General features: G+C 59.5%; 11 protein-coding genes. 7 read left to right on the top strand and 4 right to left on the bottom strand.

Annotated features, from left to right (window positions below; translation table 11 throughout):
* Window position 1: 1 nt before the first annotated feature.
* From Q2M23_RS11670 to Q2M23_RS11660, 3 genes are read right to left on the bottom strand one after another with little or no spacing between them, the layout of a single operon-like run.
* On the bottom strand, window positions 2–3439 hold the full coding sequence (locus Q2M23_RS11670) for an SbcC/MukB-like Walker B domain-containing protein (RefSeq protein WP_316395642.1): 3438 nt from the start codon (window positions 3437–3439) through the stop codon (window positions 2–4).
* Window positions 3436–4074 (bottom strand): DUF4194 domain-containing protein, encoded by a 639-nt coding sequence (locus Q2M23_RS11665; protein ID WP_316395641.1) that lies wholly within the window; start codon window positions 4072–4074, stop codon window positions 3436–3438. Before Q2M23_RS11665 ends, Q2M23_RS11670 begins: the two co-directional genes overlap by 4 nt.
* Window positions 4067–5593 (bottom strand): Wadjet anti-phage system protein JetA family protein, encoded by a 1527-nt coding sequence (locus Q2M23_RS11660; RefSeq protein WP_069276046.1) that lies wholly within the window; start codon window positions 5591–5593, stop codon window positions 4067–4069. Before Q2M23_RS11660 ends, Q2M23_RS11665 begins: the two co-directional genes overlap by 8 nt.
* A gap of 362 nt (window positions 5594–5955) precedes the next feature.
* On the opposite strand from Q2M23_RS11660, the gene Q2M23_RS11655 reads away from it, so the two are divergent.
* The 4 genes from Q2M23_RS11655 to Q2M23_RS11640 all read left to right on the top strand — a co-directional run bounded on the left by Q2M23_RS11655 (window position 5956) and on the right by Q2M23_RS11640 (window position 9021).
* Window positions 5956–6195, top strand: a complete 240-nt coding sequence (locus tag Q2M23_RS11655; RefSeq protein ID WP_316395640.1) for a type II toxin-antitoxin system VapB family antitoxin — start codon at window positions 5956–5958, stop codon at window positions 6193–6195.
* A gap of 133 nt (window positions 6196–6328) precedes the next feature.
* Complete coding sequence (locus tag Q2M23_RS11650; RefSeq protein WP_316395639.1) at window positions 6329–6598, top strand: type II toxin-antitoxin system VapC family toxin; 270 nt, start codon at window positions 6329–6331, stop codon at window positions 6596–6598.
* Window positions 6599–7535: 937 nt separating this feature from the next.
* Window positions 7536–8261 carry a thermonuclease family protein gene (locus Q2M23_RS11645; protein WP_057018743.1) on the top strand — a complete coding sequence of 242 codons (726 nt, stop codon included), beginning with the start codon at window positions 7536–7538 and terminating at the stop codon, window positions 8259–8261.
* Window positions 8262–8271: 10 nt separating this feature from the next.
* Window positions 8272–9021 (top strand): carbonic anhydrase, encoded by a 750-nt coding sequence (locus Q2M23_RS11640; protein WP_316395638.1) that lies wholly within the window; start codon window positions 8272–8274, stop codon window positions 9019–9021.
* An 835-nt stretch (window positions 9022–9856) separates the two neighbouring features.
* Here Q2M23_RS11640 and Q2M23_RS11635 read toward each other — a convergent pair.
* Window positions 9857–11011 (bottom strand): 8-amino-7-oxononanoate synthase, encoded by a 1155-nt coding sequence (locus Q2M23_RS11635; RefSeq protein ID WP_316395637.1) that lies wholly within the window; start codon window positions 11009–11011, stop codon window positions 9857–9859.
* 1001 nt (window positions 11012–12012) lie between these two features.
* Between Q2M23_RS11635 and Q2M23_RS11630 the strand changes: the two genes are divergently transcribed.
* From Q2M23_RS11630 to Q2M23_RS11620, 3 genes are all read left to right on the top strand, one after another.
* Window positions 12013–12297, top strand: a complete 285-nt coding sequence (locus Q2M23_RS11630) for a hypothetical protein (RefSeq protein ID WP_316395636.1) — start codon at window positions 12013–12015, stop codon at window positions 12295–12297.
* A gap of 1954 nt (window positions 12298–14251) precedes the next feature.
* Window positions 14252–15967 (top strand): MFS transporter, encoded by a 1716-nt coding sequence (locus tag Q2M23_RS11625; protein WP_316395635.1) that lies wholly within the window; start codon window positions 14252–14254, stop codon window positions 15965–15967.
* A gap of 1210 nt (window positions 15968–17177) precedes the next feature.
* Window positions 17178–18296 (top strand): branched-chain amino acid ABC transporter substrate-binding protein, encoded by a 1119-nt coding sequence (locus Q2M23_RS11620; protein WP_057018735.1) that lies wholly within the window; start codon window positions 17178–17180, stop codon window positions 18294–18296.
* Window positions 18297–18326 lie beyond the last annotated feature (30 nt).

Genomic DNA, 18326 nt, shown 5'->3' with positions numbered 1-18326 from the left:
GCTACTCGGCGGCCAGACGTGCGGCAAGGTCGTCGGCGGACATCAGGTCCGGATCGATCGCACGCAGTTCGCGCTTGGCCTTTTCCTTCAACGAGACGACCGTTGCCCTCGACTGCTCGCCGATGCGATCGACCTCCACGATGGTGTCCATATGCTCTAGCACCGCGACCCGCTTCTCGAAAGGCGCGGCAATCACGAACTGCAGGCCGAGATTCTTGTAGAAGCTCATCATCTGGCGCTGGTTCTTGCCGTCCATTTTCGAAAAGACTTCGTCGAACATCGCAAGCGCGAAGCCTGCCGGCTTGCCGGCGCGACGCTCGGCACTGCCGTAGACGGCCGCAAGCGAGGCGCCGATGGCGACGTAAATTGGAACCTGCTGTTCAGCACCCGATCCGGTGCCACGGCGCTGCTCCCAACGGGTCGAGCGGCCGGTACCGACGTCTTCCATGTGGATCTCGAAGGTGTAGAAATTTCTGTAATCCTCGAACTGGGTGAAGTCCTTATCGGGATCTTCGAGCAGCGCTTCGAGTGCCAGGATCGTGTCCTTGTGGGGGAAGTCATCCGATACGTCTCCGCGAAAGAGCATGTCGAGCGCCTCGGGAGAGGTCTTGCCGATCTCGATGATCTTCAGGATCGGCTGAAATTCCACCACCTGGGTACGGTGAAAGGAGTATCGTTCGTTGTGGAAGGGGTGCGCGTAGAGGCTGCGGTTCAGCGACTGGAGCTCACGCTCCATCTTGCCGATCCGAGCCGAGAGCGCATTAATGAACTCACCGCGCAGTAACATGGACGCTTTCTCGGCCGCGTCACGCGCCTGACGTTCGTACTGCCGCAATTCGTTGGACTCGATCTCCTCGATCAATTGCGCCATCCAGGGCTTGACCTCCTGAAGAGGCTCGCTCTCGATGCCGATCTGGGAGCTGACGCCGAAATCGTCGAAATAGCCGTCCAGGAACTCGCGCACCTGCCGTTCGATCCGACCGCGCTCGTCGTTCGCCGCGTCGGCGTCCTTGACGGCCTTCTCAGCCATGCTGCGATGCCGGTCGGCCTCGTTCTTGTGAGCGCGGGCATCAAGGCGAGCCCGATATACCGGCCGGCCTTTTGACGCAGAGTAGAGGGGCAGATTCTTGACGAAAAGCGACCAAGCGATCTTCAGATTGAGTTCGGAGCCGGGTACGTTTTCGCCGTCGCCGAGCCTACTCTTCGCCGCCCGGACGTCGCCGTCGTGTTTGTTGAAGGCAGTCTGCTGAGTCTCGCGCTCGGCGATCCTTCGGTCCTTCAGTTGCTGCTGGGCACGTTTTTTCTGGCGAAGACCGCCGTCGCCGGCGTCGTCGAGAGCCGCGAGCTTCGCTTGAGCATCTGCCATCTTAGCCTGCACTGCGGCGAAGGCCGCCGCGCAGGTCTTCAGATCGCCCGCGGGCGCGTCGCATAGGGCTTTCAGCGCCATGAACGCTTCGTCAGCGATCTCGGCTTCCTTCGCGGCCTGGCGTAGCGATACTTCCAACTCGTCCGCCTGCTCGTGCAGCGCACGCAACGCGTTCGCCTGGGCAGCCTTGCCGATCTTGTGCTGCGAAGGCTCGATTGATCGATGGGTGCGGACCAGGCCATCGTCGTAGAGGCCGTCCTTCATGATGGCGCGGCCCGGCCTGTTGAACTGGTCCAGGGTGTCCGCAAGGCGCACGGAGCCGTACCGGCGCATGATAAACGACAGCGCGTCCGGATCCTCCGTGCGGAAGATCGAAGGAAACGTTCCTGGCTCCGGCTTGGCCCTGAATTGCTCCAGCTTGTTGAGGCTCACCAGGGACGTGCGCCGGAACTCGCGCCGCCCTTCCTTGAAGATCGCGGTCGCATCGTCGATATGCGGCCTGTCGACGAACACCGCATCGCGATCGCGGCCCAGAAGCGCCTCAGCGGCACCCGTCCAACCCGGCTCGGCGACCTCGATCAGTTCGCACAAGACACGCGGCGCCATGCCTTTTTGGCGAAGCCGGAGACATAAGCGCTCGGTGTCCGGCTCGAGGTGCGCGCGCGCCCCTCCCGAGGCGTGCTGCCGGACCCGCTCCATCAAGTCATCCCGCTGGGTACGTAACTGCGAGGCTTTTGCGATGACCTCCTGACGCGCTTCGTCGATCTTCGCGAGTCGTTGCCCTCCCAAGATTGTCAGGGCGTTTTCGGCCGCAACCAGTTCGTCGGAAACGGCCCCAACCGAGGCGGCACCTACAGCGGCAAGCAGCCGGTCTACGGCCGGAATGAAATCGTCGAAGCCGCGCCCGCCCATGGCACACAACGGTTGCAGGCGCCGGATGGTGTCGATGCGCGCCTTGAAATCAGCTGCAGCACGTTGCGCGGACTGCTCCGCCACCGCGGCGGTCTGCTGCAGCGACTTCCTGCCAGTCTTGGCGTCGTGTTCGGCGATGGCCTCGGTAAGCCGTTGCAGCTCATCGTCGATCGCTCTGATGTCTTCATTCAAGAATTTCAGTTCGCCGCCCGCGGCATCGCGCTGCGCGTTCGCGAGCCGGAGCCTCACCCTGAAGTCACGGTTGATGGCGCGGGCGGCAAGCCACTCCGCGCGCTTGCCAATCCACTGCTCGCGGAACTTGGTCTCCAGTGCCTCTTCCAGCGCCGTCAGAATCGCCTTCAGTTCCTTCAGTGCCTCCAGCTTGAGGCGCATCTTCCGGATCGTGTCGCTAATGTTGCGGTAGGTCTGGATCGACTCGCGCAGTTCCTTGATACCGATCGGGCTGTCCTCAAGGATGTAGTTCCGCACGAACTGCGTGGCTGTCTGGTTGTGGTCGAGCGTCATGGCGTTGACGATCGATTTCTGCAGCGCGTTGGCGTTCTGTTCGCCATACGGCGAGTGCGGCAGGAGATGGCGCATATACTCGCGGACATAATCGCTCGCCCGATCGCGGTGATTGACGAAATTACCTTCGCCGACGGCGGAGATGATCCGGGCGCGCGCGTCCTCCCATTGCGCTGGAAATAGTGCCTTTCCACGCTGTTCGATGAAGTCATTGGACGTGAGCACCGCGCCGACCGCGATGAACAGCGCGAGCACGGTCTCTCTACTGTCGGACTTCCGAGCTTCGAGCGCCATGCCGATGGTGACGGAAGGCCGCGATCCGTCCGTGTCTTCAAAACCGAGCGCGATGTAGGTGCGCGCCTCGTCGCGCCGGCGCTGATCCTCGCCGAGCGTGCCGAGGCAGTAGTCGACGACGCTGCGCTTCGAGCCGCCGCGCGATCTTCCGCCGTCGCCGGCGACCGCGTTCAGGCGCAGGAAGCGTCGGTTGCCGCCGGTGAGGACGACCTGCGCCATATCGAGGATCGTCGATTTGCCGGAGCGGTTCTCACCCAGCACGCCCACGTGACCGGTCACTTCGATGTCGGCAACATCGAATAGGTGCCAGTTCACCATAGTCAGGTGGCGCAGTTGCATCATGCGTCATCTCCCGCGACCTGCGGAAAGCGGGCTTCCTCGCTTTTGACGTAGCGCTCGAGCCTTTGGAGCGCATCACCGCCGCTGATCAGCTTGATCATCGGCCGGATCCTGACCTCCCAGTCCTGCTGTTCGTCGTCGAAGTCACCGATCTCGACAAGACTACGCTGGGCGGCCTCACGCAGAATGTCGCGGAAGCGGGCTGCGGAGATGGCGCCGCCCCCACTATGCTGCGCCATCTCCCGGTACCGATCGAAGAGGTCGTTCAGCGTCGCGACGACCACGGCTCGGTCCTCGACGGCCCCGACGTTCACTTCCTGCTGCCAGTACGCGGCCAGCACGAGCATAACGATGGTTTCGTCGAGCTTCATCCGGGGCAGCGGCACGTCCTCGTCCATCGCGACGATCCCTGCCCACTGCGCCTCCGGATCGCGATGGACGCGATAACCGCAACTGTCGAAGAAGCGGTCGACCACGTCGCGGAAGCGGCCATCCATCATCGTGTTGTAGACCGTCCCGGTGCGAGGGTCCCCGGCGAACACGAATTGTCGTCGCAGCAAGAAATGCAACGCCTTCCGAAGATCGGCCGCTTTCTCCGCGCCGGCGGAGCGCTCGATGTTGTCAAATTCGCTAAGCATGGACTGCTCTGCCTTTCGCCGTCGTACCCGATCGTCTGACCACGAAGTTCGCGCACCTGAGCCACTCGCTATCGTGCGGAGGCGTGTCGGGGCTTGGCTCCAGATCGAACCCAGCCGCGATCTGCGCCGGCACGTCGCCGGTTAGCGCATAACGTCGGGCGCAGTCGAAGGCGAGGAAATCGTCAACGGTGCCGATCTGCATGAAGCGCGCCTCCTTGGTCGCGAACGGAGGAACCTGCCCCTCGAGGAATCTTTTGACGTCCTCGGGGCGCGGCGCGATGCGAGCGATGTACTCCAGGCGAAGCTGCTTCCGCAGTTCGTAGAGCGGATCCGACGGCGGCCCGGCGAGTTCTCTTGCCTCGACAGGGCGGCGCGGCTGTCTAGCCGGCGCCTGATGGTGTTCAGACCAGGGCGACCGCAGTGGCTCAATGTTCCATTCGACGGTTGCCTCGTCGTGCCTGCCCTTGCGGAGCAGAGCGTCGAGCCGCCGCACCAGGTCGCCGGCGCGCCCGACGAGTCCCTGTGCTCCACGCTCGGCGTACTTGATGGTATTTCGAACACGTGCCTCGAGTTGTCTGCGGAAGGTCTCGATCCGATCGAACATCTCGCCGATCTGCTCGAAGATGCTTTCGATGGCCAACAAATCGTCAGCCGCAGCCATCCGCCCCTCTTCGAGATCGGACGCCATGCTTGCTGCGGCGTATTCCTCGGCGAGCACCTGCATCGTCTCGGACGTGTAGGAAATTCTGCGAGCAAGATCCACGATCGCGTCGCGAAAGCGGTACGGATGGTTGACGGTGAGGATGGACTCGAAATCCTTCAGCAGCAGCTGGTCGACGAACTCCTCGAAAAAGGCTTCCAGCCGGGTGCCCACGGTCTTCGATTCCATGACCGTCCGTCGGATACGCTTGAGGTCAGCCAAAATGGCCCGCAGGCTCTTGGTGAATTGATCGGCCTGATTACGCGCCTCGCGGACGGCGAGTGCGGCCTCGCGTTGCTTGCGGTCGGTAATCTCGGGTGTGAGCTTTTCAACGGCTTCCAGATTAAGGCGGATTTGCACGATCAAGCCGCCGAATCGCTGGGAGAGGTCCTTATTGAGGCTCGCCAGACGCTGGATCACGAGCAGGGGTCCCATGGCCATGTCCACGGTCACCCGAAGTCCGTACTCCTCCTCCTCGAGCCATCCCCATGCGACGAGCCGCGTGTAAAGTTGGCGCGCCAGGCCGAGCGCCTTGTCTCCCTTCTCGGATGTGAGTGCGACGTCGACCTTGCGGATGCGGCGGCGCCGCGCTGAGATCATTTCAGGCAGCGCGCCGAAATCGTCGCCGTCGTCCCACAAGGCGGGGTTGGCCCGCATGACGTCGTAGATCGCGTGAATGACCTGCTGCGGCGCAGGGAAAGCGGGCGCGCCCGAGAAGAAGCGCTCATGAAGATCCAGCAGACATGCCGCGTAGAGATGTTTGTGGTCCCGCGAAAAGGCCAGGAACGCGTCGTCGTGCAAATGGCGAAACAATGCCAATCAGAAGCTCCATCAATCGAACATGCCCGAGCCAGATCGGAACAAGCTAATATATTGAAAATCCTATTGAAATTTTGATGCAAAGGACCGGAGGGTACAACTGGCGGTGGGCGGTCGTTCTGTTTATGTTCGAATATAACGTCCTGAGAACGTACTGTCGAGAGCTTCACCGGAGTTCACGTATCCGCCTCGTTCCAATGCCGGGACTTTCGAAGACCCGGCTGAGTTCGAGGACCTGCTACTTGGCGGCTCGTCCCTGCCGCCATCACTTTATAACGTCCAAATACTTGACCCGAGTCTGGAAATACGCCCCTGCTCAGGTACCTAAGCATGGATACCTATATACCCGAACAGAGGTACCCATGGCCTACAACATTAAGGACCGCGAGACCGACCGAATCATTCGCGAACTCGCCGCACTCAAAGGCAAGCCGATCCTCGATTGCGTTCGCGAGGCTCGCGAACATGAAATTCAGCGTGAGCGCCTAAAGACGCCGCCCTGGGACCGGCTGCAACCGCTGCTTGATCGCATCGCCAGCGCTCCCAAAACCGGTCTGACCGCCGACAAGGCGTTTTTCGACGATCTGTCCGGTGATGTCTGATGATGATCGATGCCTCAGCCCTGGTCGCGATCTTGCTGCGCGAACCGGACGCGGCTGAGCTCGTCATGGCAATTGCCGACGCCAAGGCGCCGTTCACCTCACCCATCGCGGTATATGAAACGGTGGTGCTCTCATGCGCGTCAACGCATGGGGTGCGCCGGAAGCGGAGGCCGCAGTGCGGGAATTTCTCGACGCCGCATCCATCCGCGTGTGCGCGATTGCCGACGGCATGATATCGACCGCCGCTATGGCATTCGATCGGTTCGGAAAGGGGCGACATCCGGCCCAGCTCAATCTTGGCGACTGTTTCGCCTATGCCTGCGCCAAGACCTATCGCGCGCCACTGCTGCACAAGGGTGACAACTTTCCGCGAACCGATCTCGAGCTGGTCCGCAAGCGATAAGCTATTGGCAACGTCTGTAAGATTGCATCGATGATATGGCGACCATCCGCGGTGTGGAGATGAGCACCATCGCCAAGCGCGATCTTCATCTTGAAGCGCATGTTGCGTGAACAGATGCCAGATGGACGCTTCTCGCTTGGCATCATGGCTTGAAATCATCGGGGATGAATGAGACTTTAAACGCTGACTGCAACGTGCTGGTCGTGAGCGGAGAAAGCCAAGAGTATCCTCCGAGCCAACTCACCCGCCGGATGTCACAAATCGCACTCTCAGTTGCGGGGGTTCTCGCCAATGAATGCAACCCAACAATGCCGATCTGGCGCTTGCGCAGAGCCTCTATCGAGGGCAGCGAGGGATTGATGGTACAAAGCAGCGTGCTCGCGCAGAGTACGACGGGAAGCCGCTACCGCTCGAAGATGTCAACGTAAGTGTACCGCGATTCAGCGCCACCATGAGCCCCCGCTCCCTCGATCACTAACGGTCGCTCTCGGATATCTGGCACGTCGAGCGGATCTAAGTCGATAGATCGTGCGCTGCAAAGAGGGTGACCGCTAACGCGCTGTAGCCAGGTTCATTTGCTTTGATGGCCTTCGCTTTCCGGGAGCACCTCGGTTGGCTTTTCGACTACACCGACACCGGGCAAGTTCAACGCTCCGCCGATGATTTTCTTGCTGGGGTCAAGCACTGTGCGGTGCGCGCCCTACTGAGAGAGACGGTCGAGGCCGGCATACCGCAACACTTATCCTGGAAGAAATCGCTTGAACCTCACGTCACGTCAGGGCGTAGGTTGGAAATCACAACCAAGCTTTCACCAACCAACGCCGAACGATGCAACACAGGCCAAATAACAGACATGGTGCGATCGAGCAGGCGAATGTAGCGACGCCGGATTGCACGTGGTGCTGAACGGCTGGACCAAGAGAGAAAGGCCGTCGGGATGAAACACCGCGCAACGATGGCTGCATTGCTCGTTGTCATCACATCTCCGGCTTGCGCAGCGAAACTCAGCGGCCCTCCGCGCATCGTCGACGGCAATACGATTGAGATCGAGCAAACTAAAATTCGGCTCTCGGGCATCGACGCGCCGGAGACGGATCAGATTTGCCTCGACGCCCACGGTCAGAAATGGGCTTGCGGCATCGCTGCTCGCGATGAGCTTATCAAGCATTCGAACGGACGAACGTGGGATTGTCATACCACCGGGCGAGATGAGTACGGCAGGTCACTCGGGAGCTGCTTCATCGCAGGCGAGGACGTGAACGCGTGGATGGTACGCTCGGGTTGGGCACTATCATGGGGTCGAAATATCCATATCTACGCCGTCTATGAGGTTGTGGCGAGCCATGCCTATGCTGGCCTATGGTCGGGGGCGTTCATCACGCCTTGGGACTGGCGTCACCGCAACAATGGAACGATCATCATTGGCGCGAGCTCGGTACCGACCGATGCCCAGGAGCTCCTGCTCGGACCCGCTTTGGCATCGGACCCGCCCTCACCCGAGTGTCTGATAAAAGGCACTGTGGGCGGCAACGGCGAGCGCATCTATCACTTGCCCGGGCAATTCGGTTACGGACAAATCGACATGACGAAGAAGCAGGGTGAACGCTGGCTCTGCAGCGAAGCGGAGGCTGAAGCCACGGGATGGCGTAAAGCCGCGCGATAAGGCGACACACATGCATGCCGACCATTCCCCGAATATATCTTGCGCGCTCACGATAAAGCCTTCGCGCCGGTCACTTTTGCTGTCGCTGTTGGCGTTTTCGGCGGTTGGCATGCGGCTTGGCGACAACATAGTTGACGCGAAGGAAGCAAAAAGGCCACCCAAGCCGGATAATATGCTCACGCCGGATGCTGCGCTGAGGCGGCTAGTCGAAGGTAATGACCGGTTTGTCCAGGGCACATCACGAGGCGGCGATTTCAAGCGCGAGCGTCAGGCTTTAGTCGATGGACAAAATCCATATGCGGCGGTTCTGAGCTGCGCCGATTCTCGCATAGCGCCTGAACTTGCCTTCGACAGCGGACTTGGTGACCTGTTTGTCTGCCGACTCGCCGGTAATTTTGCCAACGATGACACCCTCGCCAGTATGGAATACGCGGTCGCTGTGCTGAACACGCCATTGATCTTGGTACTCGGGCACGATCGTTGCGGCGCGATAGACGCCACGATCAAGTCGCTCAACGACGACAAGCCGGCGCCGGGACATATTCCATCGCTCGTCGCGGCGCTTGCGCCTGCGGTACGGGAATCCCGCCAGCAAACCGGTGATGCGTTCGCCAATGCCATCCGGCAGAACGTAGTCGATAACGTCGATAAACTTAAATCGGCAGGCCCGGTTCTGAACGCGGCAGTTGAGCAGAACAGACTAAAGGTAGTCGGGGGTCTGTACCGGCTCCACACCGGCAAGGTCGATCTGCTGAACTGACCCTGGCATCTTCGCAGCCGTTTGAATGCCTAACGCGGCTTCGGTTGAGTCCGCGAAATTCGCTCGTCCATCGATAAATGCACCGGATGTGATCCGCTCCACAATTGACATACAATTTCGGAATATCCTTTTGTATGCGCGAGCTCTTTATCCTCCTCATACTCTACCTACTTATGTTGGCAACGCGCAGCCAGCACCAACGAAATTTCCTGTCGTGACCGACATTTCCATGCCTTCCGTTAACGCCATGGCCAACGCAGTTGACTGAAGCCGCAGATGCGCGGCAACGGATGTTGGGATCTAAGCGCTACTCTCGGCGAGGGGACAACCCTCAAAACAGCCTCGCCGGATCATCCGTCATGGCATCGAATCAGATCGGCCCGTTGAGGGTCCCCGGCTCAGCTGGGGCTGAAGATCACATACAGCAGAATTACGACCGCGACGGCTGCCCATCCGGCTGATGTAAGGAACACTGTTGCTCGCGACGGCATCGGACGGTCTCTCCTGCATCAACCAACGAAGCGAGTGCCAGTCTTGGAAACGAAGCATCGCTGGATCCGCTTTAAAGACCATACCTTGGATCCGCAACAAACCGGAACTTTTTCGCGCGACAGTTGCGATTACCGGTAGAACGCAGAACAGTCCTCTGAGCCTTCGCTGACACGCCTCGAGCCTGGCACCCAAGGATCGATGGACGCCTTGAGAATGCCACCCAAAGAGCGCTGGTAGCGCTGCGTAGCTGAGCCTTGTCAATTTGCTTTCCGAAGTGCTCCCTTCAAAAAGGAGCATCTGCGTGCGTCGGCGCGGACTTTTGAAGACCGTTTTGCCGATATAATCATCTTGCGCGGCCGCATTGCACGCCCCAGGTCTCTTCGACCAACGCATCGATCATGTCGGATACATCATCCTGCCCGACGTTAAGTGTCAGCGAGATCCGCAACCGTGCCGTTCCCACAGGCACCGTTGGCGGCCGTATCCCACGGATATCAAAGCCGCGCGCCTGGAGTGCAGAGGCGAGCCGCATCGTGCGAGCGTTGTCGCCCACAACATAAGGAATAATCTGTGAGTTCGAAGAACTCGCGCGACCGCACACAACGAGCTGCCGATGTGTAAAGTTGACCAGATCGATTAGACGTCGTTGCCGCTCAGGCTCCTCCTGCAGGATGAAGATCGCCTCTCGCACCGCGACGGCCATTAGGGGGGATGGCGCGGTGGCGAAAATGAATGGACGGCACCGATTGACCATGAAGTCGCGCAATACGCCGGAAGCCGTGACAAGCGCGCCCGCCGCGCCCAGCGCCTTGCCGCAGGTGTGGATTACCAAAAGATTTTCGCGCCCCTCATAGGGCGCGGTGAGCCCCCGTCCCTGCTCGCCGTAAACACCTGTGGCATGAGCCTCGTCCACAACCAGGAACGCCTCGTAGCGCTCGGCGATTGCGACCAGATCTTTAAGCGGCGCGAAGTCTCCGTCCATACTATAGAGGCTCTCCACCACGATCCAGACGCGCCCCTTGCCGCCCCTGGCGCGCCAGTCGCCAATCGTGTCTTCGATCGACTGGAGGTCATTATGAGTGCTTATCCGGAACTCGGCTCGGCCCGCTCGTGCGCCTTCATGAATGCTGGCATGTACGAGCGAATCGAGAACAAGCAAATCGCCCTGCTGCGGCAACGTCGTTAGAACAGCAAAATTTGCGATGTAACCGCCGCCGAAGAACAGCGCCGTCTGCGTTCGGAAGAACCGCGCCGCCTCCGCTTCAAGAGCTTCGTGCTCCTCACAATTACCGCGCAGGAGCCGTGACCCACCAGCTCCGATCGGCGTGCCGGCATCGAGCGCGGTGCACAGGGCTTTCTTCATACGAGGCGCGCTCGCCAGCGCCAGATAATCGTTTGAAGCAAAATCGGTCCCTGTGCGCGGCTTGAAGCCGCGCAGCCGATCGTCTTCTTTCAAGGCTTCTAGGGCTGCTACATAACCATTAAGCGGCGTATTCATTGATCAATTATCCTAACGCCTGCAGCAGGGCGCCATCGATCGAGCCTTCGTGGCACAGATCTCGGATTGTGTCAGCAGGGTGCGACGGATCTGCAAGCCAATCTAAGCGCACCGACCGAAGAGGCAGGGCGCCTCCAGTCCATCGGTAATAGGACCCGCCGTTCGGCGAACAAGCCTCATGCTCGGCTGCCTCTCGCTTCTAACCGTCGCGACCAAGGCACCAGGATCGCTCAGCGGCGCCATCAATCGCACGCCCTTGACTTCGTCCCATAACGTGAATGAGCAAGCAGGACGAGCATTCCGACGCGATCCTCGACATGCGTCACGCGGAGACATCTGCGCCCCAATTGTCCGCACCTAAAAGGCCCTCCCCGAACGCCCGCCGAGAGAGTGAACCAGGTACGATGCGAACCATCCCACCCTCGCGTAGCTATGTTGACAGATCGCGCATCCTCAGGCGTGCGCAAACTTCGTACACAGCGGACGAACGCGCGTTCGCTCGGCGAGTGTGATCGCATCGTATCATAAGGGCACGCTGCGGACCCCGGGGCTCGCGAGACGATACCCCAACTTCGGCGCGCCAAATCACCGATCTCCTCGGCGCGCGTCGCGGCAGCCGCGCACAAAGTGATATGCGAGTAGCAAAATTCATCGTGGACCAAACCACACGCGACTTGGTACTGGCAAAACGCGCTGGCGCCGTTGCCGGATGTGGGTAGTCCATAAAACGGGTGCAAGCTTTGTACGAAACGGACGAATGCGCATTGCTATCACCGTGGACGTGCTCAAAGTGGACCACAAGAGTAGTCCTGAACCGTCCGCGTCATGGTCATCGGACGCGAATAGTCGAGCCGTTCCGCGATGGCTCAAGTAGTAACAATTATAGTGCTCCATGCCACTGGGCGGTACAATAAATCCCTTACGTAAGGTCCGTCCTGGACATAGGAGACCGGCGACATGTACGGGTACGTCGCGCGTGCCAACATTATCGCTATCTCAGCGTGCTCTACAGCACTGATCTCACCCACCATGAGCGACAGGCGGTCACGAAGTTGTTGCTCGGCGAGTTGGACAAGCTCGGTCATGACCCCGCGCAGCTAGAGTTTGCCGAAAAGCGAGCCGCGAACGGCCGCGAAAGGGTGAACCACGGCAGGCGCCTACGCGACTCCTATGCACTCGGCACAACAGAACGCGAAGAATCGGATAGGTTGTTGGTAGCGGTCGAAAGTCTTCAAAGCCTGCTGGATGCTTTTATCGTGGCTTGCACGAGTTCTCTGGGCAACTGAGACGGCGACTTGATCGTAAAAATGACACCAGGTGCGGCACGATATCGACTTGATCTTCGTCACATTCCTGCTTGTCCATCGCTTCTAACTCTAGCTCAAGTATGGATCTCCATGGCGGAGATCGAATTTGCTGACTGCGGCTTTATGTCGTGAACCGCTATCCGCGGGATGAAATCCACCAAAATCGACGCTGCAAGGCCGCTATCAAGCGTCACCTGAGACCAAATTGCATTCAAACACCGCGCTTAGTGAAAGATAATGATGCGATCAAAAGCGCCTCGTTGGCGAAATGGACCAGGAGCAGCACATGGCCTGTCATTTCTACCGACTGCTTTACCGATTCCGCATGCGCGCATATGCCGAAACACTGTTTCGGCGTAGCAGGCACGAGAAGCAGGAAAGACTCTGGCTGCAGTGCAGCTTGATGAGGCTTGGGAGTGAACTACGACAATCCGACCACTGGTCCAGCGCAGCGGGGCAGCCGGTGCAGGACGCGGCCGAAGCCATCTTCAGTCCCATCTGAGGATGCGGAAAGGCGTGCTGCCGAGAACAGCGCGTTAGGCCGCAACAAGCGCCGCCGATGCCGGCGTTGCGAGAGGATGTGCATCGGCATCCACAAACAACATGAAGAGGCGTGAGGAGCACGCAACCAGCGGTGTGCCGGCAAGCGGCAATAACGCGCCCCCTCATCGGCAAAACCTCCGGTCGCGCGCTGCAGCCGGTGTGCGGCGCCGACGCGATCATCGTTCGCGCCTCCTGTGAGGGCGGCGACAATATTCTTCCAGCGAACCGACGGTTGAATGGCATACGTGCTCGTCGGCGCTGCGATGAAATTGGGGCCGGTGATACTGCACGCCGGCCGGGCCCCAGAACGATCATTGGTCGGCTCAAAGAGACGGCCGGCAAGTAAGAGAAGCTCTGCAGAAGACGACAAACGTCGGATCGCGGGATGCGGCACGAATCGTATGTTGCTGCCCGAATGCCCTGCATCACGCAGATGCACGATGATCGATCATGCACATAATTTACGCACCGCGCCTTATGCATCGCATGACAAATGGCCCCGCTCCGGCGGGCTTTCACTGCCTATCCTCTGCCCCTTGAATAGATCAACAAACGCCTTCGCCAGGGCGTCGGGCGATGTCGCACCACGCGAAAGTTTAGCGAAGTCGGCGGCCTATCCTGACACTCTTCACACAAAACAGGCTGAAGAGGAGAATCAGAACGCCCGCGCGTTCGAGTAGACTTGAACCGAATGTGCTTGAGCTGGCTACAGGAACAATACACACGTCTGCTTTGCAGCGCGTAACCGCTCCCAAACCAAGTCCACAGCGGCGCTGCGGTTGGACGTCTGTCCCACGTACTGCGCGAAATACGCGCATAGAGGCTCGATCCAGAACCCGATACTCCTACCGATGGCCTCCAATGCTCCACACTGACGCGAAACCACCTGGCAAGCGATAATAATCACTGTGCAGCTGTGTGGAGGCATTGAGAAGTTCGGCGAGATCGAGTTTCGGTCGTTCAGCTTCTGCGATGCAAATCGTTTCGCGCTTAGAGATCTCGCGCATTTGTCCGATTCGTACAAAGTTTGCAGCTGCCAGCCAGCCCACCCAATCAATAACAGCACGCAAGCAGTGCGCTGGCGCGAATAGGTCTGAGGCAGCCTTTAGATCATCCGATCGTTAGCGTCCACTGCGGCACGATTGGAAAGGCGATTCTACTGCGATTGGAGATTGCAGATATCACGCCGGTGCTGGAGACCATTCCGGCTTTGTGCGGCGCTGCCTTTGCTATGAGGCGCAAGGCGACGGAAGCAGTCGATCACTTTCAATCAAACTCGATCGAAGCATCTCATTTCACAGCCACGTCAGGATCTGAAGGCGATATCGCGACAGGAACATCCTTGTGATCCCTACCAAGATCAAATCATGGTAGATCATCATGAGTTGATATGACCGATTCACTCAAAGCCCAGACGCATAGTACCGACGGCATCACGGCGCCGCTGCGGCACGCGACCTTCAGGCGCATCTGGCTTGCGAGCCTCTTGTCTAATGTCGGTATCCTGATTCAAGGCGTTGGTGCCGCCTGGGCCATGACGCAGATGACGTCGTCGGCTGACAAGGTCGCGTTGGTGCAGACTGCACTCTTACTGCCAGTGATGCTGATATCGATGCCAGCCGGGGCGATCGCGGATATGTATGACCGCCGTATCGTGGCCCTGGCCTCCCTTGGATTGGCGCTCGCCGGGGCGACCGGATTGACGTTAGTCGCCTGGCTTGGCTTGGCCACGCCAAACCTCTTGCTGATGCTATGCCTCGTTGTCGGCAGTGGTATGGCGCTGATGGGGCCGGCCTGGCAATCGTCGGTTAGTGAACAAGTTCCGCTGGAAGCACAGCTGCCTGCGGCCATCGCGCTGAACGGCATCAGCTACAACATTGCGCGGAGCGTAGGTCCGGCAATCGGCGGGGTCGTGGTGGCAACTGCGGGTGCAGTGGCGGCATTCGCACTGAACACGTTGCTCTATCTGCCGCTGATTATCGCGTTGTTGCTCTGGAAACGTATGAGCGCGCCCGCGCGCCTACCGCCTGAAAGATTCAGCCGGGCGATGGTGTCTGGCATACGCTATATAAGCAATTCACCGTCGATCAAGATTGTGCTGGCCCGCAGTCTGGTGACCGGCATCGTTGGCGGTGCAATCACCGCTCTAATGCCGCTGGTAGCACGCGATCTCTTGCATGGCGACGCCCAGACCTACGGCATCCTGCTTGGCGCTTTTGGTCTGGGTGCGGTGGTCGGCGCATTGAATATCACCGAACTGCGCCGGCGGTTGAGCGGCGAGGCGGCGGTCCGCGCCTGTGCGTTGTCCATGGGCGCGGCGATGGCTGCGGTTGGGCTCAGCCGCGAACCGGTGTTGACCGCAGCGGCACTCGTCCTGGCGGGAGCCGTGTGGATGATGGTGTGGGCGGTATTCAACATTGGAGTGCAGTTGTCGGCGCCGCGCTGGGTGGCCGGACGCTCGCTTGCAGCTTATCAGGCAGCGAGCTCAGGCGGGATTGCCGTCGGCAGCTGGGGTTGGGGCCGTCTGACCGACGCGGCCGGGGTCGAAACCGCGCTGCTGGTGTCGGCCGCCCTGATGCTCGCCTCACCACTCGTCGGCCATTGGCTGCCCATGCCCCGCATCGGCGCGCGGGGTGAGGAGCCTGAGCCGCTCGCCGATCCCGAGGTGCGACTCGCCTTGACCGGACGCAGCGGCCCGCTCGTCGTCGAGATCGATTACCGAGTCGCACAGGAGAATGCGAGAGCGTTTCATAATGTGATGCAAGACGTGCAATTGTCTCGCCAGCGCAACGGCGCCTACGGCTGGTCGATCGCGCGGGATATCGCCGATCCGGAATTGTGGACCGAGCGCTATCACTGCCCGACCTGGCTCGACTACTTGCGTTCGCGGAACCGCTCGACGCGGTCGGAACGCACATTAGAGCAGCGGGCCATTCACTTCCACGTCGGCCCTGCGCCGGTACGGGTCCGTCGCATGCTGGAAAGGCCGTTCGGCTCGGTACGCTCGAACGACGACACGACCGAGTGCGCGGCCGGCGAAATGGGAGCGGAGATCGCAAACCCGCCAAAGGCACTCCGTAGCCGGCCACTTCGCCCCATCAAGTGAGCCAGCTTGCGGGTTGGTTGGGCCGGACGACAGCAATCGACACGCATCACACGAAAAAACGGTACCCAACATGGACGCTCTGTACATTGCTCTCGCGAAAATCGGCGAGAGCGTCGGACCGAGAAAGCGACAATCGTGGGGAGATTTCCGGCGAAAGCGACGAAAGGTTCGGGCTTTTGTACACTCTTTTTCAAAACTCACGCTTACTGCAACTTCGGTGGCTTCGTAGTCGGCCAGCCGTACATCTCAAGCACTTTGGCCGCGTCATCGAGCTGGTCCGGCAGACACACACTTTCTTGGGTTAGGAGCGTCAGCTTTGCCCAAGGCGCATTTCTGGACATTCCGAAACCCTTCCGCTCTTCTTGTGCCGAACTTCAACAAAGTAAGGCCGAATGACGCCGCAAAAATGCAGCGTCACCCGGACAACGCAGAAATGGCACAACCAAAAGCCGCATAATTTGCTTGCGAAGCTCAAAGTGACGAGCTGCCGCTCCGATCTCTTCTTAGATGACATTCGAGGGTGATTCATGGGCAATCATGACCTTGTCTCCGGTAGCCTCCTCGCGCTGACCGCAACCAGCTTCGCGCTACTCTGCTCGAGCCTGCTCGTCTTTGCTTTCATTTGAGACCGTGCTGGTTGCCTTGCGCGCGCTATCGAGGCGATCACGCCGTCGGAGCATGAAGTGTTTGTATGCCTCCAAGGGACAATGTTCGCGCACGACCTGAACGATCGTCTCTGCTTTCGGCTCGACCGACCGCTTGGTCTAAGAGGCGGCGCTTCAGACGCGACAAGCTCTGTACGTTCCGGATTGATCTATTCCTTTCATAAACGCTCGGTTCAGTTAGTGTCCAGCAAGACAACGCCGTCATTGAAATAGTGGGCGGTATGGGATCGGACGCGCTGCGAAGATGAGACGGGACGGAGAAGTTTGCGTTATCGTTGCCTATTCGCATGCGAGCCGGCCCGTTCCGCTGCTGGAACGACATCGTCATGTACTGTTTCTGAGCGATGGACTGTCTGCCGACAGCTCCCGAACCTGGTCTCATCAAGTCAAGATGGGCTCCTGCGCCCTCGTGGCGGTGCAATCGAACTGTTTGATGCGCGATCATGACTTTATCTCTCGTTGCTTCCTGGCACTAACCGCCGCGGGGGTCGCCTTGCTCTGCTCGAGCTTACTCGCCGTTGCGTTCACCCTGTGAGGACCACCCCATGAAATCACTCAAGCTGATCGGCTTTGCACTTGGAGCATCGATTGCAATGTTCACCGCAGCGTTGGCTGAGGAAATCACCATCGCCGTCGCCGGACCAATAACCGGGGGCGAGTCTGCCTTCGGGCGGCAAATGAAGAACGGCGCCGAGATGGCGGTAGAGCAGATCAATGCTTCAGGCGGCGTACTCGGCAAGAAGCTCACCCTCGACATCGAGGACGATGCCTGCGATCCCAAACAGGCGCGATCGGTAGCGGAAAAGGTCGCTGCCGCTAAGATCCCGTTCGTTGCTGGGCACTTTTGCTCCTCGTCATCGATCCCGGCCTCGGAAGCCTATGCGGATGGCGGTGTGCTGCAGATCACGCCGGCTTCGACCAACCCGCTATTCACCGAGCGCAAGCTATGGAACGTGGCGCGCGTCTGCGGCCGCGACGACCAGCAGGGGCAGGTTGCCGCCCGGTACATCACGAAGCACTTCAGCGGCAAGAACATCGCGATTCTGAATGACAAGACCACTTATGGTAAGGGACTCGCCGACGAGACGAAGAAGGCACTCAACAAGGCGGGCATCGCTGAGAAGATGTACGAGTCCTATAACAAGGGCGACAAGGATTTCAATGCGATTGTCTCGCGATTGAAGCGCGACAGTATCGACCTCGTCTATGTCGGCGGCTATCACCAGGAAGCGGGCCTTATCCTGCGCCAGATGCGCGATCAGGGCCTGAAGACCGTACTCATGTCGGGTGACGCGTTGGCTGACAAGGAATTTGCCTCTATCACCGGCGCAGCTGGAGCAGGTACGCTCTTCACCTTCGGACCAGATCCACGCAAGAAGTCGACAGCAGCTGCGATCGTCAATAAATTCAAGGCCAAGAATATCGACCCCGAAGGCTACACGCTCTATACTTACGCTGCGGTGCAGGTCTGGATGCAAGCCGCAACCAAAGTCGGCACCATCAACCCAAAGAAGGTGATGGACACGATCAAAGCGGGCTCTTGGGACACTGTGATCGGCACACTGGAATACGACGCCAAGGGTGACATCAAGCAGCTCGACTATGTCGTTTATAGGTGGGACGACAAAGGCGGCTATAGCGAGACTAACCCGACCGCGTTCTGACCCATCTTAGTGCAAGACATCAAAGTTAGC

Origin of the sequence: Bradyrhizobium sp. 33ap4, assembly GCF_032654765.1 — a bacterium.
GTDB lineage: Bacteria > Pseudomonadota > Alphaproteobacteria > Rhizobiales > Xanthobacteraceae > Bradyrhizobium > Bradyrhizobium australafricanum.
Note: the sequence above shows the minus strand (reverse complement) of the source record. Positions and strands in the feature narration are given on the sequence as shown.

Excerpts from the sequence above, each read along its gene's own strand:
- Q2M23_RS11670 (WP_316395642.1), bottom strand. The coding sequence starts at position 3,439 with ATGATGCAACTGCGCCACCTGACTATGGTGAACTGGCACCTATTCGAT.
- Q2M23_RS11665 (WP_316395641.1), bottom strand. The coding sequence starts at position 4,074 with ATGCTTAGCGAATTTGACAACATCGAGCGCTCCGCCGGCGCGGAGAAA.
- Q2M23_RS11655 (WP_316395640.1), top strand. The coding sequence starts at position 5,956 with ATGGCCTACAACATTAAGGACCGCGAGACCGACCGAATCATTCGCGAA.
- Q2M23_RS11650 (WP_316395639.1), top strand. The coding sequence starts at position 6,329 with ATGCGCGTCAACGCATGGGGTGCGCCGGAAGCGGAGGCCGCAGTGCGG.
- Q2M23_RS11645 (WP_057018743.1), top strand. The coding sequence starts at position 7,536 with ATGAAACACCGCGCAACGATGGCTGCATTGCTCGTTGTCATCACATCT.
- Q2M23_RS11640 (WP_316395638.1), top strand. The coding sequence starts at position 8,272 with ATGCATGCCGACCATTCCCCGAATATATCTTGCGCGCTCACGATAAAG.
- Q2M23_RS11635 (WP_316395637.1), bottom strand. The coding sequence starts at position 11,011 with ATGAATACGCCGCTTAATGGTTATGTAGCAGCCCTAGAAGCCTTGAAA.
- Q2M23_RS11625 (WP_316395635.1), top strand. The coding sequence starts at position 14,252 with ATGACCGATTCACTCAAAGCCCAGACGCATAGTACCGACGGCATCACG.
- Q2M23_RS11620 (WP_057018735.1), top strand. The coding sequence starts at position 17,178 with ATGAAATCACTCAAGCTGATCGGCTTTGCACTTGGAGCATCGATTGCA.